The following is a 15,406-nucleotide window of genomic DNA, read 5'->3' as shown; positions in this document are numbered from 1 at the left end:
ACCTACTTCGGTTTGTTTTCCAGATAGTTTTCCAGCCAGTGGATATCGTAATCGCCATTGGCGATATCCTGGTTGGCGATCAGATCCTGAAAAAGCGGCAGCGTCGTATCGATCCCGTCAACGACGAATTCGTCGAGCGCCCGCTTCAGCCGCATCATGCATTCCACCCGGGTGCGTCCATGCACGATCAGCTTGCCGATCAGGCTGTCGTAATAGGGCGGGATCTTGTAGCCCTGATAGACGCCCGAATCGATGCGCACGCCAAGCCCGCCCGGAGCGTGAAAATGCGTGATCGTGCCCGGCGAGGGCCGGAAGGTCGCGGAATTTTCGGCATTGATGCGGCATTCGATCGCGTGACCGGAAAAGGTGATGTCCTTCTGCGACACGGAGAGGCCGGCGCCGGCGGCGACGCGGATCTGCTCGTGAACGAGGTCGATGCCGGTGATTGCCTCGGTGATCGGATGCTCGACCTGCAGGCGGGTATTCATCTCGATGAAGTAGAACTCGCCGTTTTCGTAGAGGAATTCGACCGTGCCGGCGCCGCGATACTTCATCGTGCGCATGGCGTCGGCGCAGATTTCGCCGATCTTCATGCGCTGTTCGACGTTGAGCGCGGGCGAATTCGCCTCTTCCCAGACCTTCTGGTGGCGGCGCTGCAGCGAGCAGTCGCGTTCGCCGAGATGGACGGCATCGCCCTCGCCATCGCCGAAAACCTGCACCTCGATATGGCGCGGCTTGTCGAGATATTTTTCCATGTAGACGGAATCATTGCCGAAGGCGGCCGCAGCCTCGCCGCGCGCGGTGCGGTAGGCCTCGATCAGGTCGTCCTTGGAACGCGCCAGCTTCATGCCGCGTCCGCCGCCGCCGGCGGTTGCCTTGATCAGCACCGGATAGCCGATCTCTTCGGCCGTGCGGAAAGCCTCGTCATCGGTGTCGACCGATCCGGCGGAGCCCGGAACGACCGGAATGCCGAGATTTTCCGCCGTGGTCTTCGCGGTGATCTTGTCGCCCATCATGCGGATATGTTCGCTGGTGGGGCCGATGAAGGTGATGCCGTGAGCCTCGAGGATCTCGGCGAACTTGGCGTTCTCCGAAAGGAAGCCATAGCCCGGATGCACGGCGTCCGCGCCGGTGATCTCGCAGGCGGCGACGATCTGGTGGATGTTGAGATAGCTTTCGCGCGAGGACGGCGGGCCGATGCAGACGCTTTCGTCTGCAAGGCGCACATGCATGGCGTCGGCGTCGGCGGTGGAATGCACGGCGACGGTCGCGATGCCGAGTTCCTTGCAGGCACGTTGCACACGAAGCGCGATTTCGCCTCTATTGGCGATAAGGATCTTGGAAAACATGAGCTCTGCCATCCGTTATTCGATGACGACGAGGGCTTCGTCGTACTCGACCGGTTGGGCGTCATCGACGAGGATTTCCACGATCTTGCCGCTCTTGGGCGCGGGGATCTGGTTCATCGTCTTCATTGCCTCGATGATCAGCAGCGTCTGGCCTTCCTTGACGTTGGCGCCGACTTCGATGAAGGGGCGGGCGCCGGGTGCGGGCGCGAGATAGACCGTGCCGACCATCGGCGCCTTGATCGCATTGTCATGCTTTGGCGCTGCGACGACAACCGGTTCGGCGGCGACGGCGGAAGCGGGCGCTGCCGGAGCGGCGGACGGGGCAGGGGCATAGTGCATCATCTGCTGCGGGGCGGCCATCACCTCACGCGCGACCCGGATGCGCAATCCGTCCTGCTCGACCTCGATTTCCGTCAGTTCGGTATCGTTGAGTATCACCGCCAGTTCACGCACGAGCTTCGCGTCAACAGCCTTCTTCTGTTCTGCCATGGGATGTGTTCCTTTGTTCTTTTTATTCCGTGAGGGTCTTGAGAGCGCGTAGCGCCAGAAGGTAGCTGTCCTGTCCGAAGCCAAAGACAACCCCCTTCACCGCTGGCGATATCATGCTCTTGTGGCGAAACGCCTCACGGGCATGGATGTTGGAGATATGGAGTTCCACGACGGGCACGGCAATGGCGCGGATCGCGTCGTGAAGCGCAATGGATGTGTGCCCGTAGGCGCCGGGATTGATGGCGACGCCGGATGCCTTCTCGTTGGCCTCGTGAAGCCAGTCGACAAGCACGCCCTCATGATTGGTCTGGCGGAAGTCCACTGCAAGACCGAGTTCTTCGCCAAGTTTGCGGCATTCAGCCTCAATCGCTCCAAGGGTCATATCACCGTAGATGCCGGGCTCGCGCTGGCCGAGCAGATTGAGATTGGGTCCGTTGAGGACGAAGATCGCGCGGGTCATATGTCAATTCCGTTTCAGCCTTCTCCTATAGACGTTCAAGCCTTACAGGAAAAGCCCCAAGACACACCGTTGACGGGATGTGGTTAAGCGTGTTCAGCCAGAAATATTCAAGAGCATACGCCCTTGCCGCAGGCGCGGATATTATCGATGGTTTCCTGAATGCGGTCGGCGCCGACCGCGCCGGGCAGCATGACGTCGCCGACGATATAGGACGGGGTGCCGGATACGCCAAGGGCTCCCGCAAGGCCGAAATGCTCCTGAAGGGCTTCTTCCGCCGGATAGTCCGCGATGGCCTTGTCGATCGCCAGATCGTCGACGCCGAGCGATGCCGCCACGGCGCGGGCGGTGGCTTCGGTCGCCCGCGAACCTGAGCCCATCAGCGCGCGGTGGAAGTCCTCGTATTTGTCGGGGGCGGCCTTGAAGAAGGCGTAGGAGATGCGCTGCGCGGCTTCGGATTCCGGACCGAGGACGGGAATTTCCTTCAGCACGAAGCGGACATCGTCATTATTGGCGATGATATCATCCATGTCGGAAAGCGCGCGGCGACAATAGCCGCAATTGTAATCGAAGAACTCGACGACGGTGATATCGCCGTCCGGATTGCCCATGACGCCGTCATAGGCGGGCAGATAGAGCTTGTCCTGATTTTGGGCGATCACCTCGGAGGCCTGGGCCTGCTGTTCATCGACCTGTTTTTGCTGAAGCGCCACCTGCACGTCGAGCAGAACTTCCGGGTTGTTGACGAGATAGGCGTGGACGCGCTGGTCGAAATCAGCCGGCGCCGGCGCCGATGCCGTTTCGGCAGGCTGGGGCGGCGCGAAATGGTAGATCGCAGCCGTCGTGGCAGCCGCGGATGCGATCGCCGTCGCAAAAATAGCGGTCACCGCCAGTGTCAGTCCCTTTGAAGACATGTTCTCCCCTTCCGGCATCGTGGTTTCGCCCGGCCCGGCCGGTTGGCGAAACAGTCTTGTGTGGCGCGAACCCCGTGCAGCTTGAGCCCGCATGGCTTTAGGAACCAATTGTGCGCAAATGGCGGCGTTGTCCATAGTCGAGGGATCAATTCTCCGGCGGTGTCGATCAAAATCCCGTTTTTTGCGCTGCGGGATTGCGGGGGCGAGGTTATTGGTGCATCCCGAACCCAGGTGATCTCACAAAGGAAACGGCATGCCGTCGAAGCGCAGCGACATCGATTCATTCCTGGCCATGGATATTCTGGCGGAGGCGAACCGGTTGAAGAAGGCCGGCCGGCCGGTGATTTCCATGGCGGTCGGCCAGCCCTCGCATCCGGCCCCCGACACAGCGCTCGTGGCGGCGCGCGCGGCGCTGGAGCATGGCCATCTCGGCTATACCGACGCCTTCGGCCGCGAGAGCCTGCGGGTGGCGATCGCAGAGGATTATCGCGCGCGCATGGGCATCAATATCGATCCGGCGCGGATCGCCGTCACCACCGGCTCGTCCGCCGGTTTCAACCTTGCATTCCTGGCATTGTTCGATGCGGGCGATGCAGTCGCGATCGCCAGGCCCGGCTATCCCGCCTATCGCAACATCCTGAAGGCGCTCGATCTCAAGGTCGTCGAGGTGGACGCCAATGCCGAGCACGACTTCACGCTGACGCCCGAGGCGCTGGCGGCGGCGGAGAAGCTCCACGGCGTCTCGCTTGCCGGCGTGCTGCTTGCAAGCCCGGCGAACCCGACCGGAACGGTCACCGGCCGGGCGGCGCTGAAGCGGCTGGCCGACTGGTGCCATAGCCGGGGCGTCGCCTTCATTTCCGACGAGATCTATCACGGGCTGGTGTTTTCGGGCGAGGAGGCGAGCGCGCTGTCGTTCACCGACGAGGCGGTGGTGATCAACTCCTTCTCGAAATATTATTGCATGACCGGTTGGCGGATCGGCTGGATGGTGCTGCCTCAAAAGCTGGTGCGGGTGTTCGAGCAACTGACGCAGAACATCTACATCTGCGCACCCGATCTTTCCCAGATTGCCGCCGAGGCGGCCCTTTCGGCGCGTCGGCAGCTCGATGGATACCGCGATATCTACCGCGCCAATCGCGATTTTCTGAACAAGGCGCTGCCAGCGATCGGCCTTCCTGTCGCCTCGCCGATGGACGGCGCGTTTTACGCCTATGTCGACGTCTCGCGCTACACCAATGACAGTCTCGCCTTCGCCCGGAAAATTCTGCACGAGGCCAATGTCGCCGTCACCCCCGGCGTCGATTTCGACCCGGAAAGCGGCGGGCGGTATCTGCGGCTTTCCTATGCGGGAACCGAGGCCGAGATCATCGAGGCCGCCGAACGGATCGGCAACTGGCTTCCGGCGAGATAGATGCAACGCCGAGCCTCGTTCGTCTTGTGAGCATGGCTACTGGCACAGGGAATCGCACGCGCTCCCAATACTCTCTCCCGCTTGCGGGAGAGATGTCGCGACAGCGACAGTGAGGGTGAAGCAACATGTCAGACTCGTGAGGGCGTCCGCGTGGATAGGATCGCCCCTCACTGTCGCTCTCGCGACATCTCTCCCCTCCGGGGCGAGAAGATTGGGGTCTTTGCGGAAAGATCCTGAAAAGGCGTAAACGTCCAAAGCATGAAAAGGCCGCCGTTTTCGCAAACGGCGGCCTTTTTATGCGTCAGGTCAATCTTCTCAGAAGAAGCCGCGGCGCTGCCACCAGCCGCGCTTCGGCTTGGCATCGTCGTCGTCATTCTCCGCCTTGGTGCCATCGGAGGTGACGACGGGGGCGGAATGGGTGACGTTGGAGGCGCGGTTGGCGCGCTTCGGCGCCTCTTCCGCGACCGGTGCAACTGTCTCTTCCACGGCCGGTGCCGCCGCCGCTTCGTCGTCGAGATCCGCGACCGCTTCGACAGTCGCCTCTTCCTCGGCTTCGCCTTCGGCGACCGGCTCGGAAGGGGATTGCTCGACGGCTTCCGTGGCCGTTTCCGCGCTTGCCTGCTCGGCCGGCGCTTCGCTGTCCGCGCGTTTGGTCCGACGGCGACGGCGCGGCTTGCGGCCTTCGATTTCGGCCATCGCCTCGTCCTCGGTGTTATCGGACGGCTGATCGTCTGGCTTCTGCTCGGCCTCGGCAACCGGCGCATCATCCGATGCGCTATCGGAGGCTACGGTTTCAGAAGGAGCGTCCTGAGCGACCGGGGCGCTGTTATCCGCTTCGGCATCAGACTGGTTCTCAGCCGTGCTCGCGGGATTGACATCGTTTTCGTCCGCCGTCTGCTGCCCGTTTTCCTCGGCGCGATTGCGACGGCCGCCACGCTTGCCGCGACGACGTTTACGGCGCGGCTTGTCGGAGCCCTGGTCGCCATCGTCGCTGTCGCCATCCGATGACTGGTCGTCATCGTCGGCCGCCTGCGCGGTCTGTTCGTTGTCGCCCTCATCGTTCTGCTGGCCATTCCGCCCACCACGGCGGCGGCGGCGCTTGCGGCGCGAGCGGCCATTATCGTCTTCGGCGCTTGCCTCGGGCTTGGCGTCGTTTTCGGGCTCGTCAGCCTCATCGATCTCATCGACCTCTTCGATGATGTCCTCTTCGGGCTCATCGGGGAAGTCGAGCAGGGTCTCGATCTTGACGGGGCTTTCAACAGGCTCGCCGCGGTCGATCTCGAAATGGCTGGTCGTGAGCGCGGAGTCGGCCTTGACGATGATCTCGACGCCGAAGCGGGCTTCGTAGTCCACAATCGTGTTGCGCTTCTGGTTGAGCAGGTAGAGCGCGATCTCGGGCGTGGTCCGCACCGTGATGTTGTGCGTGGTATTTTTCAGCAGGTATTCCTCGACCCCGCGCAGCACGTGGAGCGCGACCGAAGACTGTGAAAGCACGTGGCCGGTGCCGCCGCAATGGCTGCAGACCTGGGTCGTGGATTCCAGCACCGAGGCGCGGATGCGCTGGCGCGACATTTCCAGAAGGCCGAAATGCGAAATCCGCCCGACCTGGATCCGGGCCCGGTCGTGCTTCAGGCAATCTTTCAATTTCTTTTCGACGGAGCGGTTATTGCGCTTTTCCTCCATGTCGATGAAGTCGATCACGACGAGGCCGGCAAGGTCGCGCAGGCGAAGCTGGCGCGCCACTTCCTCCGCGGCCTCCAGATTGGTCTGGAGCGCGGTGTCCTCGATCGAATGCTCGCGGGTGGAGCGGCCCGAGTTGACGTCGACGGCGACCAGCGCCTCGGTCTGGTTGATGATCAGGTAGCCGCCGGATTTCAGCGTCACCTGCGGCTGCAGCATGCGGTCGAGCTGGGCTTCGATGCCGGAGCGCGAAAAGATCGGATGCACGTCGCGATAGCGCTGCACCACCTTGGCGTGGCTCGGCATCAGCATCTTCATGAAGTCCTTGGCTTCACGATAGCCGTCCTCGCCGGAAACGATGACTTCGCTGATATCCTTGTTGTAGAGATCGCGGATCGAGCGCTTGATCAGGCTGCCTTCCTCGTAGACCAGGCAGGGGGCCGTCGATGTCAGCGTCTTGGTGCGGACATTTTCCCAAAGCCGCATCAGGTATTCGAAGTCGCGCTTGACCTCGGCCTTGGTGCGGTTGGCGCCGGCGGTGCGCAGGATAACGCCCATGCCCTGCGGCACTTCGAGATCCTTGGCGACATCCTTCAGGCGCTTGCGGTCGGCCGGATTGGTGATCTTGCGGGAAATGCCGCCGCCGCGCGCGGTGTTCGGCATCAGCACCGAATAACGGCCGGCGAGCGACAGGTAGGTGGTGAGCGCCGCGCCCTTGTTGCCGCGTTCTTCCTTGGCCACCTGCACCAGAAGAATCTGGCGGCGCTTGATCACTTCCTGGATGCGGTACTGCTTGCGGGCCCTGCGATGGTTGTATTCGGGCACTTCCTCCATCGCGTCCTCGGCCCCGACCGATTCGACGCTGTCGTCGTCATCGTCGAGGTCTTCGGAAACCGTGTCGGCGTCGATCTCGGCCGCCATGTGCGTCGGACCCTTGCCGTCATCGGAGGCATTGTCGCCAGAGGCGCTGTCATCGGCGGCACTGTCGCCGGAAGCATCGGTATTCGCGGCCTCGGCCGCCGGGGTTTCGGCGCCTGCGGCGTCCTCGCTTGCCGTCGCCTCTTTCTTGGCGGCGGGCTTGCGGCGCCGGCGGGGCTTCGGCTTCGCGGGCGCCTCTTCTTCCGTCGCGGCTGCGGCGTCAACCTCTGCCGCTACGGCTTCCACCGGATCGGCCTTTTGATTGGCTTCGCTTGCTGTATCGGCGGTCTCTTCCGCCTTTTCCTCGGATTTGGCATCGCCGGACCGGGCGCTGTCAGACTTGGCATCGTCAGACTTGGCAGTGCCGGATTTGGCGCTGCCGGACTTCGCGCGACCGCGGCGGGTGCGCGGCTTCGGCTTGCCTTCACCCTCGGATGCCGCCTTTTCGGAGGCGTCCGCCGGCTGCGACAGCGCGGTGTCGGCGTCAGTGTCATCGCCATAGTCTTCGCTGGCGACTTCTCTCAGCAGCGCTTCGCGATCGGCGAGCGGGATCTGGTAGTAATCGGGGTGAATTTCGGAAAAGGCCAGGAAGCCGTGGCGGTTACCGCCATAGTCGACAAAGGCGGCCTGGAGAGAGGGCTCCACCCGCGTGACCTTTGCAAGGTAAATATTGCCGCGCAGCTGTTTCTTGTGCTGCGATTCGAAATCGAACTCCTCTATACGATTTCCGCGAACGACGACGACGCGTGTCTCTTCTTCGTGAGACGCGTCGATAAGCATTTTATCTGCCATTTAAGATGAGCTCCTCGGCGCGCGCGGCTGGCGGCTTCGGAACGGGTCGATGCCCTTGTCCGGAGAAGACCGCCAGCAGATACGCCGGATGAAATAGCGTCCGACCGTTGCAACGAAACGCGGGCGGCTGCTTCTCGAATCAGTCCGGCGCCCTCGAAGGGGGCGCGGGCCGATGGAAGAATTTGACGCTTCGTTCTCATATGTAGCCAGTCGAAACAAACATTGCCTAACCCCGATTTCGGGGCGATGAATTCGCTTCCGGGAAAGCCCGGGAAGCATTGACCCTTATGCCGCAACGCTGTTGTGAGTAGCGTATGCCGGCCAAGATATACTGTCCGGTGAGTGGAACGACGGCGGACGCTCAATCGCTTGATGTGGCGCCAATCTTGGTGAGACCGGCTGCCCTTGCGCGCAATTGTCCCGTCATAAATGTCCACCTGAACCACATTAGTATGTATTCGGACATGCAATAGCAAGAAAAATCCAATCCACGGTAATATTTGAGAAATTTCCGAATCGGTCTTATTACGACGTAAAGTTGTGGCGGTGGCGGGCGTTCTGGCGTTTCGGTCACGTTTTCGCCATGCGTTTGGCCTCTAACGGGGCGCCGTGAAGGTCAAGACATGTACGGAGCCGGATGAGAGGTGGCATGAGGGGACGGCTGCAGAGCTTTTTCGTCGGAAACGGCGCGACCTGGGTTCATCGGGCGCTGGTTGTCGCGCTCGCGTTGTTGGGCGCGCTTTTCTCGATCGGGCCGGCGGTCGCGAGCGACGATGCCTCCGCCGCGCCGCTGATCGCCTATAACGCTTTGCTTGTCGGCGATGATGCGCGCGCCCGTCTGGTGGTGGATTTCGATCGGAAGCCCGAATTCAGCTATCATTACCTGAAGGACCCGGCGCGGCTGGTGATCACGCTGCCGGCCACCGCTTTCGGCTTTTCCGGCGATGCGGTCGAAGCGCGCGGGCTGATCAGCGATATCCGCTACGGCGCGACCGGTCCCGGCCAGTCGCGGATCGTGCTTTCGGCCCGCGAACCGATCCAGATGACGCTCGCGGAGGTGCGCGACGAGGGCAGCGCCGGCTTCCGCCTGGTCATCGATCTCGCGATTGCTGACAGCGCAGTCTTCGAAAAGCTTCTCGCCGGCCAGCAGGAAACGCCTGCCGCCGCCTTTGCCCGGCAGGACGCGACGGCTGCGGATGAGGACGACAGTTTCGTGGTTGCCATCGACGCCGGTCACGGCGGTATCGATACCGGCGCGATCGGCGAGGACACCCGGACGCTGGAAAAGGACATTACCCTCGATTTTGCCCGCGCCTTTGCCGGTAAGCTTCAGGCGGTGCCCGGTTACGACTCCTATCTGACCCGCGATGCGGATATCTATCTGTCGCTCTCCAAGCGCGTCGAGCTTGCCCGTCAGCATGGCGCGGATCTGTTCATTTCGCTGCATGCCGATTCGCTCAGTCAGACGGATATTTCCGGCGCCACCGTCTATACCCTCTCCGACCGCGCTTCCGACCGGCTGGCGGCGGCGCTGGCCAAGCGCGAGAACCTCTCCAACGAGATCATGGGGATCGAGGCCTCGGTCGAGCCGGAGGAGGTGACCGACATCCTGCTGGATCTGACGCGGCGTGAAACCCAGAGTTTTTCGATCTCGCTCGCAGACCAGGTGGTCGCCTCGTTCGAAGGCCGGATCAGCCTGATCAACAATCCTCACCGTTACGCCGGCTTCATGGTCCTGAGGGCGCCCGACATTCCGTCCATTCTGCTCGAGATCGGATTCCTGTCGAACCCGGAGGATGAAAAACGCATGCTCGATCCGGTCTGGCGCGACAGGCTCGTCGACAGGCTGGTCGATGCGGTGACGCGCTATCGCAGCCCGATGATTTCGGGCATGCCGTAGGGCTTTCGAACGATAATGAACGAATGATCAAAGCTCTCGTCGCAAAAAGCGCACATTCGTTGTAAAAAGGATGCCTGGGTATTTTAATTTGGGCCAGCGGGCGATATCTGCGATAAGTCGACGGCGGAGAAGGGCAAATCGGTGCGAACTGCATCGCAAATGCCCGGCGGAAACCTTCAGCGCAGCCGCGGCTGCGATCAGGGCGCCGCGATCAGACAAGGTATGAAAAACACGTGACTGTGATCAAGTTCATCGGTTATCTCTTCGGCCTCGCTTGCGCCCTTTTCCTCGTCGTTGCCGTTGGTATCGGCGTCTATCTCGGGAATGTCGCGAAGGACCTGCCGGATTACGAAGTGCTTGCGCAGTACACTCCGCCGGTGACCACCCGCGTCTATGCCGGCAATGGCGAACTGATGGCCGAATATGCCCATGAGCGCCGCCTGTTCCTGCCGATCGACGCCATCCCGATGCGGGTGCGCGGCGCCTTCCTTTCGGCGGAAGACAAGAACTTCTATACCCATCCCGGCATCGACGTCAGCGGTCTGGCGCGCGCGGTTGTCACCAACCTCAAGAATGTAGGCACCGGTCGCCGTCCCGTCGGCGCCTCGACCATTACCCAGCAGGTCGCCAAGAACTTCCTTCTGACCTCGGACCAGACCTATGAGCGCAAGGTCAAGGAAGCGATCCTGTCGTTCCGCATCGAGCAGGCCTATTCCAAGGATACGATCCTGGAGCTCTACCTGAACGAGGTCTATTACGGTCGCAACGCCTTCGGCATCGCCGATGCCGCGCTGACCTATTTCGACAAGCCGGTTTCGGACCTGACGGTCGCCGAAAGCGCCTATCTCGCCGCGGTCCTGAAGGGGCCGGCCAATTACGATCCCTATCGCCACCCCGAAGCGGCGATCGAGCGTCGCAACTGGGTGATCAGCCGTATGGAGGAAAACGGCTACATCACCGCAGCGGAGGCCGATCTGGCGCGGGCCGAACCGCTCGGCGTCGTTTCGGGCTACCAGAACCAGCCGGTCGTCGGCGACGAATATTTCGCCGAGGCCGTGCGCCGCGAGCTGAAGGACGAGTATGGCGAGGAGATGCTTTACGAAGGCGGCCTGTCGGTGCGCACCTCGCTCGACCCGCAGATGCAGCTTTATGCCCAGGCCGCCCTGCGCGAAGGTCTGATCCGCTATGACGAGGCCGCCGGCTATCGCGGGCCGATCGACCAGATATCGACCGCCGAGGACTGGGGGCCGACGCTTGCCAAGATGAGCCCGCTCTGGGACGTCCGCGACTGGCGGATCGCGGTGGTGCTCAGCGTCGGCGCTGAGGGCGCGAAGATCGGTCTGCGTCCCGCGCTCGATGCCGCCGGCCGGGTCGACGATGTGCGCGAGACCGGTTTCATTCCAACCGAGGATATGAAATGGGCCTATCGTTTCCTCGAAAAGGGCAAGAAGAACGCCACAAGTCCCGAAGGCGTGCTGACGCCGGGCGACGTCGTCTATGTCCAGGCGACGGGCGAGGGGGCTAATTATCGCCTTCGCCAGGTGCCGAAGGTGCAGGGCGGTCTGGTTGCCATGGACCCCGACACGGGGCGCGTGCTCGCCATGGTCGGCGGCTTCGCCTTCTCGCAGAGCCAGTTCAACCGCGCCACCCAGGCGATGCGCCAGCCGGGCTCCTCGTTCAAGCCGTTCGTCTATGCCGCGGCGCTTGACAATGGCTATACGCCGGCTTCCGTGGTCATGGATGCGCCGGTGGAATTCGTATCGGGCGGCGAATTGTGGAAGCCGCAGAACTATTCGGGCGACTTCTCCGGTCCGCAGACGCTTCGCACCGGCATCGAGAAATCCAAGAACCTGATGACGGTCCGCCTTGCCAACGATCTCGGCATGGAGACGGTCGCCGATTACGCCGAGCGTTTCGGCATCTACGACCATATGGACCCGGTGCTTGCGATGTCGCTCGGCTCCGGCGAGACCACGGTGATGCGGCTGGTTTCGGCCTATGCGGTGATCGCCAATGGCGGCAAACAGGTCAATCCGACGCTGATCGACCGGATCCAGGACCGTTACGGCAAGACCATCTTCAAGCACGAGGAACGCGTGTGCGAAAACTGTGACTCGCCGGTCTGGAACGGTCAGGCCGAGCCGATCCTGATCGACGCCCGCCAGCAGGTGCTGGACCCGATGACCTCCTACCAGATCACCTCGATGATGGAAGGCGTGGTGCAGCGCGGGACGGCGGCAGGCGCGGTCAAGCTCGACCGCCCGGTCGCCGGCAAGACCGGCACCACCAATGACGAGAAGGATGCCTGGTTCGTCGGCTTCACGCCCAATCTCGTGGCCGGCCTCTATATCGGTTTCGATCAGCCCGCAACGCTCGGCCGCCATGGCACCGGCAGCGGGCTTGCAGCCCCGATATTCAACGACTTCATGACCGACGCTCTGAAGGCGCTGCCGACGGAAAACTTCATCGAGCCGGAAGGCATGACCAATATCGCGGTCAACCGCTCCACCGGCATGCGTGCCTCCGGTTCCGGCCCCAATGTCATCATGGAGGCCTTCAAGCCCGGGTCCGGCCCGGCTGAAGCCTTCGACGTGATCGACATGAGCAGCTACAAGTCGCCGGAGCAGATCCTGCGCGAATCCCCGCAGGCGCAAAAGGCGATCTCCAGCGGTTCCAGCGGGCTCTATTGAGAGGGCGGCGGGGTTTACATCCGTCCCCCGCCCGCTTATTCACCGGCTTCGGACGGTTTTTCAAGAACGACAGAGAGTATCATGCGCGCGGAAATCGAAGGCATTGTCGACGATATCAAGCAGGGTGTTGGCCTGCTGAGGAGGCATCTTTGACTGGGATCAGGCAATCAAACGGCTGGATTGGCTGAACAACAAGGCTGAAGATCCCAACATCTGGAATGACGCCGCCGAGGCGCAGAAACTGATGCGCGAGCGCCAGCTTCTCGAAGACGGCGTTTCGGCTGTGCGCCAGGTGGAAAACGAGCTTTCCGACAATATCGAACTGATCGAGCTCGGCGAGGAAGAGGGCGACGAAGACGTCGTGCGCGATGCCGAGGAAGGCCTTCGCAGGATGCTTGCCGATGTCGAGCGCCGCCAGGTGGAGGCCATGCTGTCCGGCGAGGCCGATTCCAACGACAGCTATCTCGAAGTCCATTCGGGCGCCGGCGGGACCGAAAGCCAGGACTGGGCCAACATGCTTCTGCGCATGTATACCCGCTGGGCCGAGCGCCAGGGCTACAAGGTCGAGGTGCTGGAAGTCCATGACGGGGAAGAGGCCGGCATCAAGTCGGCGACCATCCACGTCAAGGGCCACAACGCCTATGGTTGGCTGAAGACGGAATCCGGCGTGCACCGGCTGGTGCGGATCTCGCCCTATGACAGCAATGCGCGCCGTCACACCTCGTTCTCCTCCGTCTGGGTCTATCCCGTGGTCGATGATTCGATCGAGATCGACATCAACGAGAGCGATTGCCGGATCGATACCTATCGGTCCTCCGGCGCCGGCGGGCAGCACGTCAACACCACGGACTCGGCGGTGCGCATCACCCATATCCCGAGCGGCATCGTGGTGCAGTGCCAGCAGGAGCGCTCCCAGCACAAGAACCGGGCGAAGGCCTGGGACATGCTGCGCGCGCGCCTCTACGAGGCCGAACTGCAGAAGCGCGAGGATGCGGCCAATCAGGAAGCGGCCTCCAAGAGCGATATCGGCTGGGGCCACCAGATCCGCTCCTACGTGCTGCAGCCCTACCAACTCGTCAAGGATCTGCGCACCGGCGTGGAAAGCACGGCCCCGTCCGATGTTCTGGACGGCGCGCTGACCCCGTTCATGGAAGCTGCGCTCGCCCATCGCATCGAGGGCAAGAGTGAGGGCGTCGAGGATATCGACTGACCGGACCGGGTTCAGTCTCAGCCGGTTTCTGCCTGTCGGCAATGCGGATGCCTCTCAGCCACCGATCTCCCCCCTTGAGGGGGAGATGTCGCGAAAGCGACAGAGAGGGGTATGGGCGGAGCCGCTTTCTCCGAATTCGCAGAGAGGTTTCACCCCTCTCTGCCCCTGTCGGGGCATCTCTCCCTCAAAGGGAGAGATTGATTGCGGAGAGATTCGCCGAGCCAGCGAGATCTGAGAGTGCTCTGTGGACTTGGTCAATAAATTGAAGCCGCACCGGTCGCCCGATGCGGCTTTTTCATTCGTCTCAGATCGCCAGAATGGCCTACCGGATAGCGTTCAGCAGCGAAGGGGTTGGCCAGCCATCGGCGGGTACGCCGAGCTGAAGCTGGACGCTGCGGACCGCGTCGCGGGTTCCGGCACCCAGGATGCCGTCGATCTTGCCGACATTGAAGCCCTTGGAGGCCAGCTTCTGCTGGAGCTGCTTCATCTGGCCGTCCGAAAGGCCCTGCTCGGGATTGCCCTTGTCATACGCCGGTGCGCCCTCGAACCGGGTCGCGAAATAGGCGACCGAGGTGGTGTAGATGAAGGACTGGTTCCACTCCAGATAGACATTGAAGTTGGGGTAGGCGAGGAAGGACGGGCCGAAGCGGCCCTGTGGCATCAGCAGGGCGGCCGGCAGGTTTGAGAAGCGGGTATTGCCGTCGCGCGGCTGAACGCCGAGCTGGAACCACTGGCCGGCGGTCAATCCGCCGCCGAAGCCGGTCTTGTCCCAGGGCAGGCTCTGCGGCAGCTTCACTTCCTGAATCCAGGGCTCGCCCGGGCGCCAGCCGAGGCTGCGGATGAAGTTGGCGGCGGTCAGAAGCGCGTCCGGGGAGCTCTTCTTGACGCGGACATGGCCATCGCCGTCGCCATCCACTCCGAAGCGAATGATATCTTCCGGCAGCATCTGCACCTGTCCGAGTTCGCCGGCCCACGCGCCGGTCTCCGTAGCCGGATCGAAATCGCCGTGCTGGGTCATCTCGATCAGCGCGATCAGTTGCGGGCGGAAGATTTCCGGGCGGCGGCAGTCGTAGGAAAGCGTTACCAGCGCATCACGGGTGTTGAAGTCGCCCTGCACTGCGCCGAAATCCGTCTCCATCGCCCAGAATGCGGTGAGAACGCCGGCAGGCACGCCGAATTCGCGCCGGGCGCGATCGAAGGTGCTGGCATATTGCTGGATCTTCTTCTTTCCGGTCTGCAGGCGCGCGGAACTTCCGGTGCGCTGCGAAAACTCGAGGAAAGTCTGCTTGAAGACACCCTGCGCGCGGTCGCGGCTCAAAACGGTCTTGTTGACGGAGGCGCCCGACAGCACGGCATCGGCTGCCTGCGGCGAAAGTCCGCGCTGAACGGCTTCGGCCTTGACCCCGCTCAGGAAGTTGCCGAAATCACCGCCGCATTGCTGGGCGGCAACGGGGCCAGCGAAAAGTGATGTCAGGCCGGCGGCCACGACAACCGCTCGGATCGATTTTGAAAGCATGGGTGTCTCCTCAGAAACTTTCGGCCCGCGCGGGACCCCTCAAATCGTTTCGTACGCTAAACTAGACCACCTAAGCTTTC

The 15,406-nt window shown here is 62.4% G+C and carries 10 protein-coding genes; 4 read left to right on the top strand and 6 right to left on the bottom strand.

Annotation, left to right across the window (positions count from 1 at the left end; genetic code table 11):
* Window positions 1-2: 2 nt before the first annotated feature.
* From accC to HQ843_RS21185, 4 genes are all read right to left on the bottom strand, one after another.
* Entirely contained in the window at window positions 3-1,349 is a 1,347-nt protein-coding gene (accC, locus tag HQ843_RS21200) for an acetyl-CoA carboxylase biotin carboxylase subunit (protein WP_180901329.1), read from the bottom strand.
* Window positions 1,350-1,364: 15 nt separating this feature from the next.
* Window positions 1,365-1,838: an acetyl-CoA carboxylase biotin carboxyl carrier protein gene (gene accB, locus HQ843_RS21195; RefSeq protein WP_180901330.1), complete on the bottom strand. Its 474-nt coding sequence runs from the start codon at window positions 1,836-1,838 to the stop codon at window positions 1,365-1,367.
* A gap of 22 nt (window positions 1,839-1,860) precedes the next feature.
* Window positions 1,861-2,298 (bottom strand): type II 3-dehydroquinate dehydratase, encoded by a 438-nt coding sequence (aroQ, locus tag HQ843_RS21190; protein ID WP_180901331.1) that lies wholly within the window; start codon window positions 2,296-2,298, stop codon window positions 1,861-1,863.
* A gap of 107 nt (window positions 2,299-2,405) precedes the next feature.
* A complete protein-coding gene (locus HQ843_RS21185) occupies window positions 2,406-3,209 on the bottom strand; it encodes a DsbA family protein (RefSeq protein ID WP_180901332.1) in 804 nt (267 codons plus the stop codon).
* A gap of 253 nt (window positions 3,210-3,462) precedes the next feature.
* On the opposite strand from HQ843_RS21185, the gene HQ843_RS21180 reads away from it, so the two are divergent.
* Complete coding sequence (locus HQ843_RS21180) at window positions 3,463-4,620, top strand: pyridoxal phosphate-dependent aminotransferase (protein ID WP_180901333.1); 1,158 nt, start codon at window positions 3,463-3,465, stop codon at window positions 4,618-4,620.
* Between the two features lie 315 nt (window positions 4,621-4,935).
* On the opposite strand, the gene HQ843_RS21175 is transcribed toward HQ843_RS21180, so the two are convergent.
* Window positions 4,936-8,010: an Rne/Rng family ribonuclease gene (locus tag HQ843_RS21175; RefSeq protein WP_180901334.1), complete on the bottom strand. Its 3,075-nt coding sequence runs from the start codon at window positions 8,008-8,010 to the stop codon at window positions 4,936-4,938.
* 649 nt (window positions 8,011-8,659) lie between these two features.
* On the opposite strand from HQ843_RS21175, the gene HQ843_RS21170 reads away from it, so the two are divergent.
* The 3 genes from HQ843_RS21170 (at window position 8,660) to prfB (ending at window position 13,810) form a co-directional block, all read left to right on the top strand.
* The gene (locus tag HQ843_RS21170) at window positions 8,660-9,910 is read left to right on the top strand and encodes an N-acetylmuramoyl-L-alanine amidase (RefSeq protein ID WP_180901335.1); all 1,251 of its coding nucleotides are present in this window, start codon (window positions 8,660-8,662) and stop codon (window positions 9,908-9,910) included.
* A 239-nt stretch (window positions 9,911-10,149) separates the two neighbouring features.
* A complete protein-coding gene (locus tag HQ843_RS21165) occupies window positions 10,150-12,600 on the top strand; it encodes a penicillin-binding protein 1A (RefSeq protein ID WP_180902087.1) in 2,451 nt (816 codons plus the stop codon).
* Between the two features lie 81 nt (window positions 12,601-12,681).
* A protein-coding gene (prfB, locus tag HQ843_RS21160; RefSeq protein ID WP_180901336.1) for a peptide chain release factor 2 occupies window positions 12,682-13,810 on the top strand; the annotation gives its coding sequence in 2 pieces (ribosomal slippage) (window positions 12,682-12,750 and window positions 12,752-13,810; 1,128 coding nt in all).
* Window positions 13,811-14,132: 322 nt separating this feature from the next.
* On the opposite strand, the gene HQ843_RS21155 is transcribed toward prfB, so the two are convergent.
* The gene (locus HQ843_RS21155; RefSeq protein WP_180901337.1) at window positions 14,133-15,326 is read right to left on the bottom strand and encodes a lytic murein transglycosylase; all 1,194 of its coding nucleotides are present in this window, start codon (window positions 15,324-15,326) and stop codon (window positions 14,133-14,135) included.
* Window positions 15,327-15,406: the final 80 nt, after the last annotated feature.

Source organism: Martelella sp. NC20 (assembly GCF_013459645.1).
Classification (GTDB): Bacteria; Pseudomonadota; Alphaproteobacteria; order Rhizobiales; family Rhizobiaceae; genus Martelella.
Note: the sequence above shows the minus strand (reverse complement) of the source record. Positions and strands in the feature narration are given on the sequence as shown.

Coding starts and splice junctions, on each gene's coding strand:
- accC (WP_180901329.1), bottom strand. CDS start 1,349: ATGTTTTCCAAGATCCTTATCGCCAATAGAGGCGAAATCGCGCTTCGT.
- accB (WP_180901330.1), bottom strand. CDS start 1,838: ATGGCAGAACAGAAGAAGGCTGTTGACGCGAAGCTCGTGCGTGAACTG.
- aroQ (WP_180901331.1), bottom strand. CDS start 2,298: ATGACCCGCGCGATCTTCGTCCTCAACGGACCCAATCTCAATCTGCTC.
- HQ843_RS21185 (WP_180901332.1), bottom strand. CDS start 3,209: ATGTCTTCAAAGGGACTGACACTGGCGGTGACCGCTATTTTTGCGACG.
- HQ843_RS21180 (WP_180901333.1), top strand. CDS start 3,463: ATGCCGTCGAAGCGCAGCGACATCGATTCATTCCTGGCCATGGATATT.
- HQ843_RS21175 (WP_180901334.1), bottom strand. CDS start 8,010: ATGGCAGATAAAATGCTTATCGACGCGTCTCACGAAGAAGAGACACGC.
- HQ843_RS21170 (WP_180901335.1), top strand. CDS start 8,660: ATGAGGGGACGGCTGCAGAGCTTTTTCGTCGGAAACGGCGCGACCTGG.
- HQ843_RS21155 (WP_180901337.1), bottom strand. CDS start 15,326: ATGCTTTCAAAATCGATCCGAGCGGTTGTCGTGGCCGCCGGCCTGACA.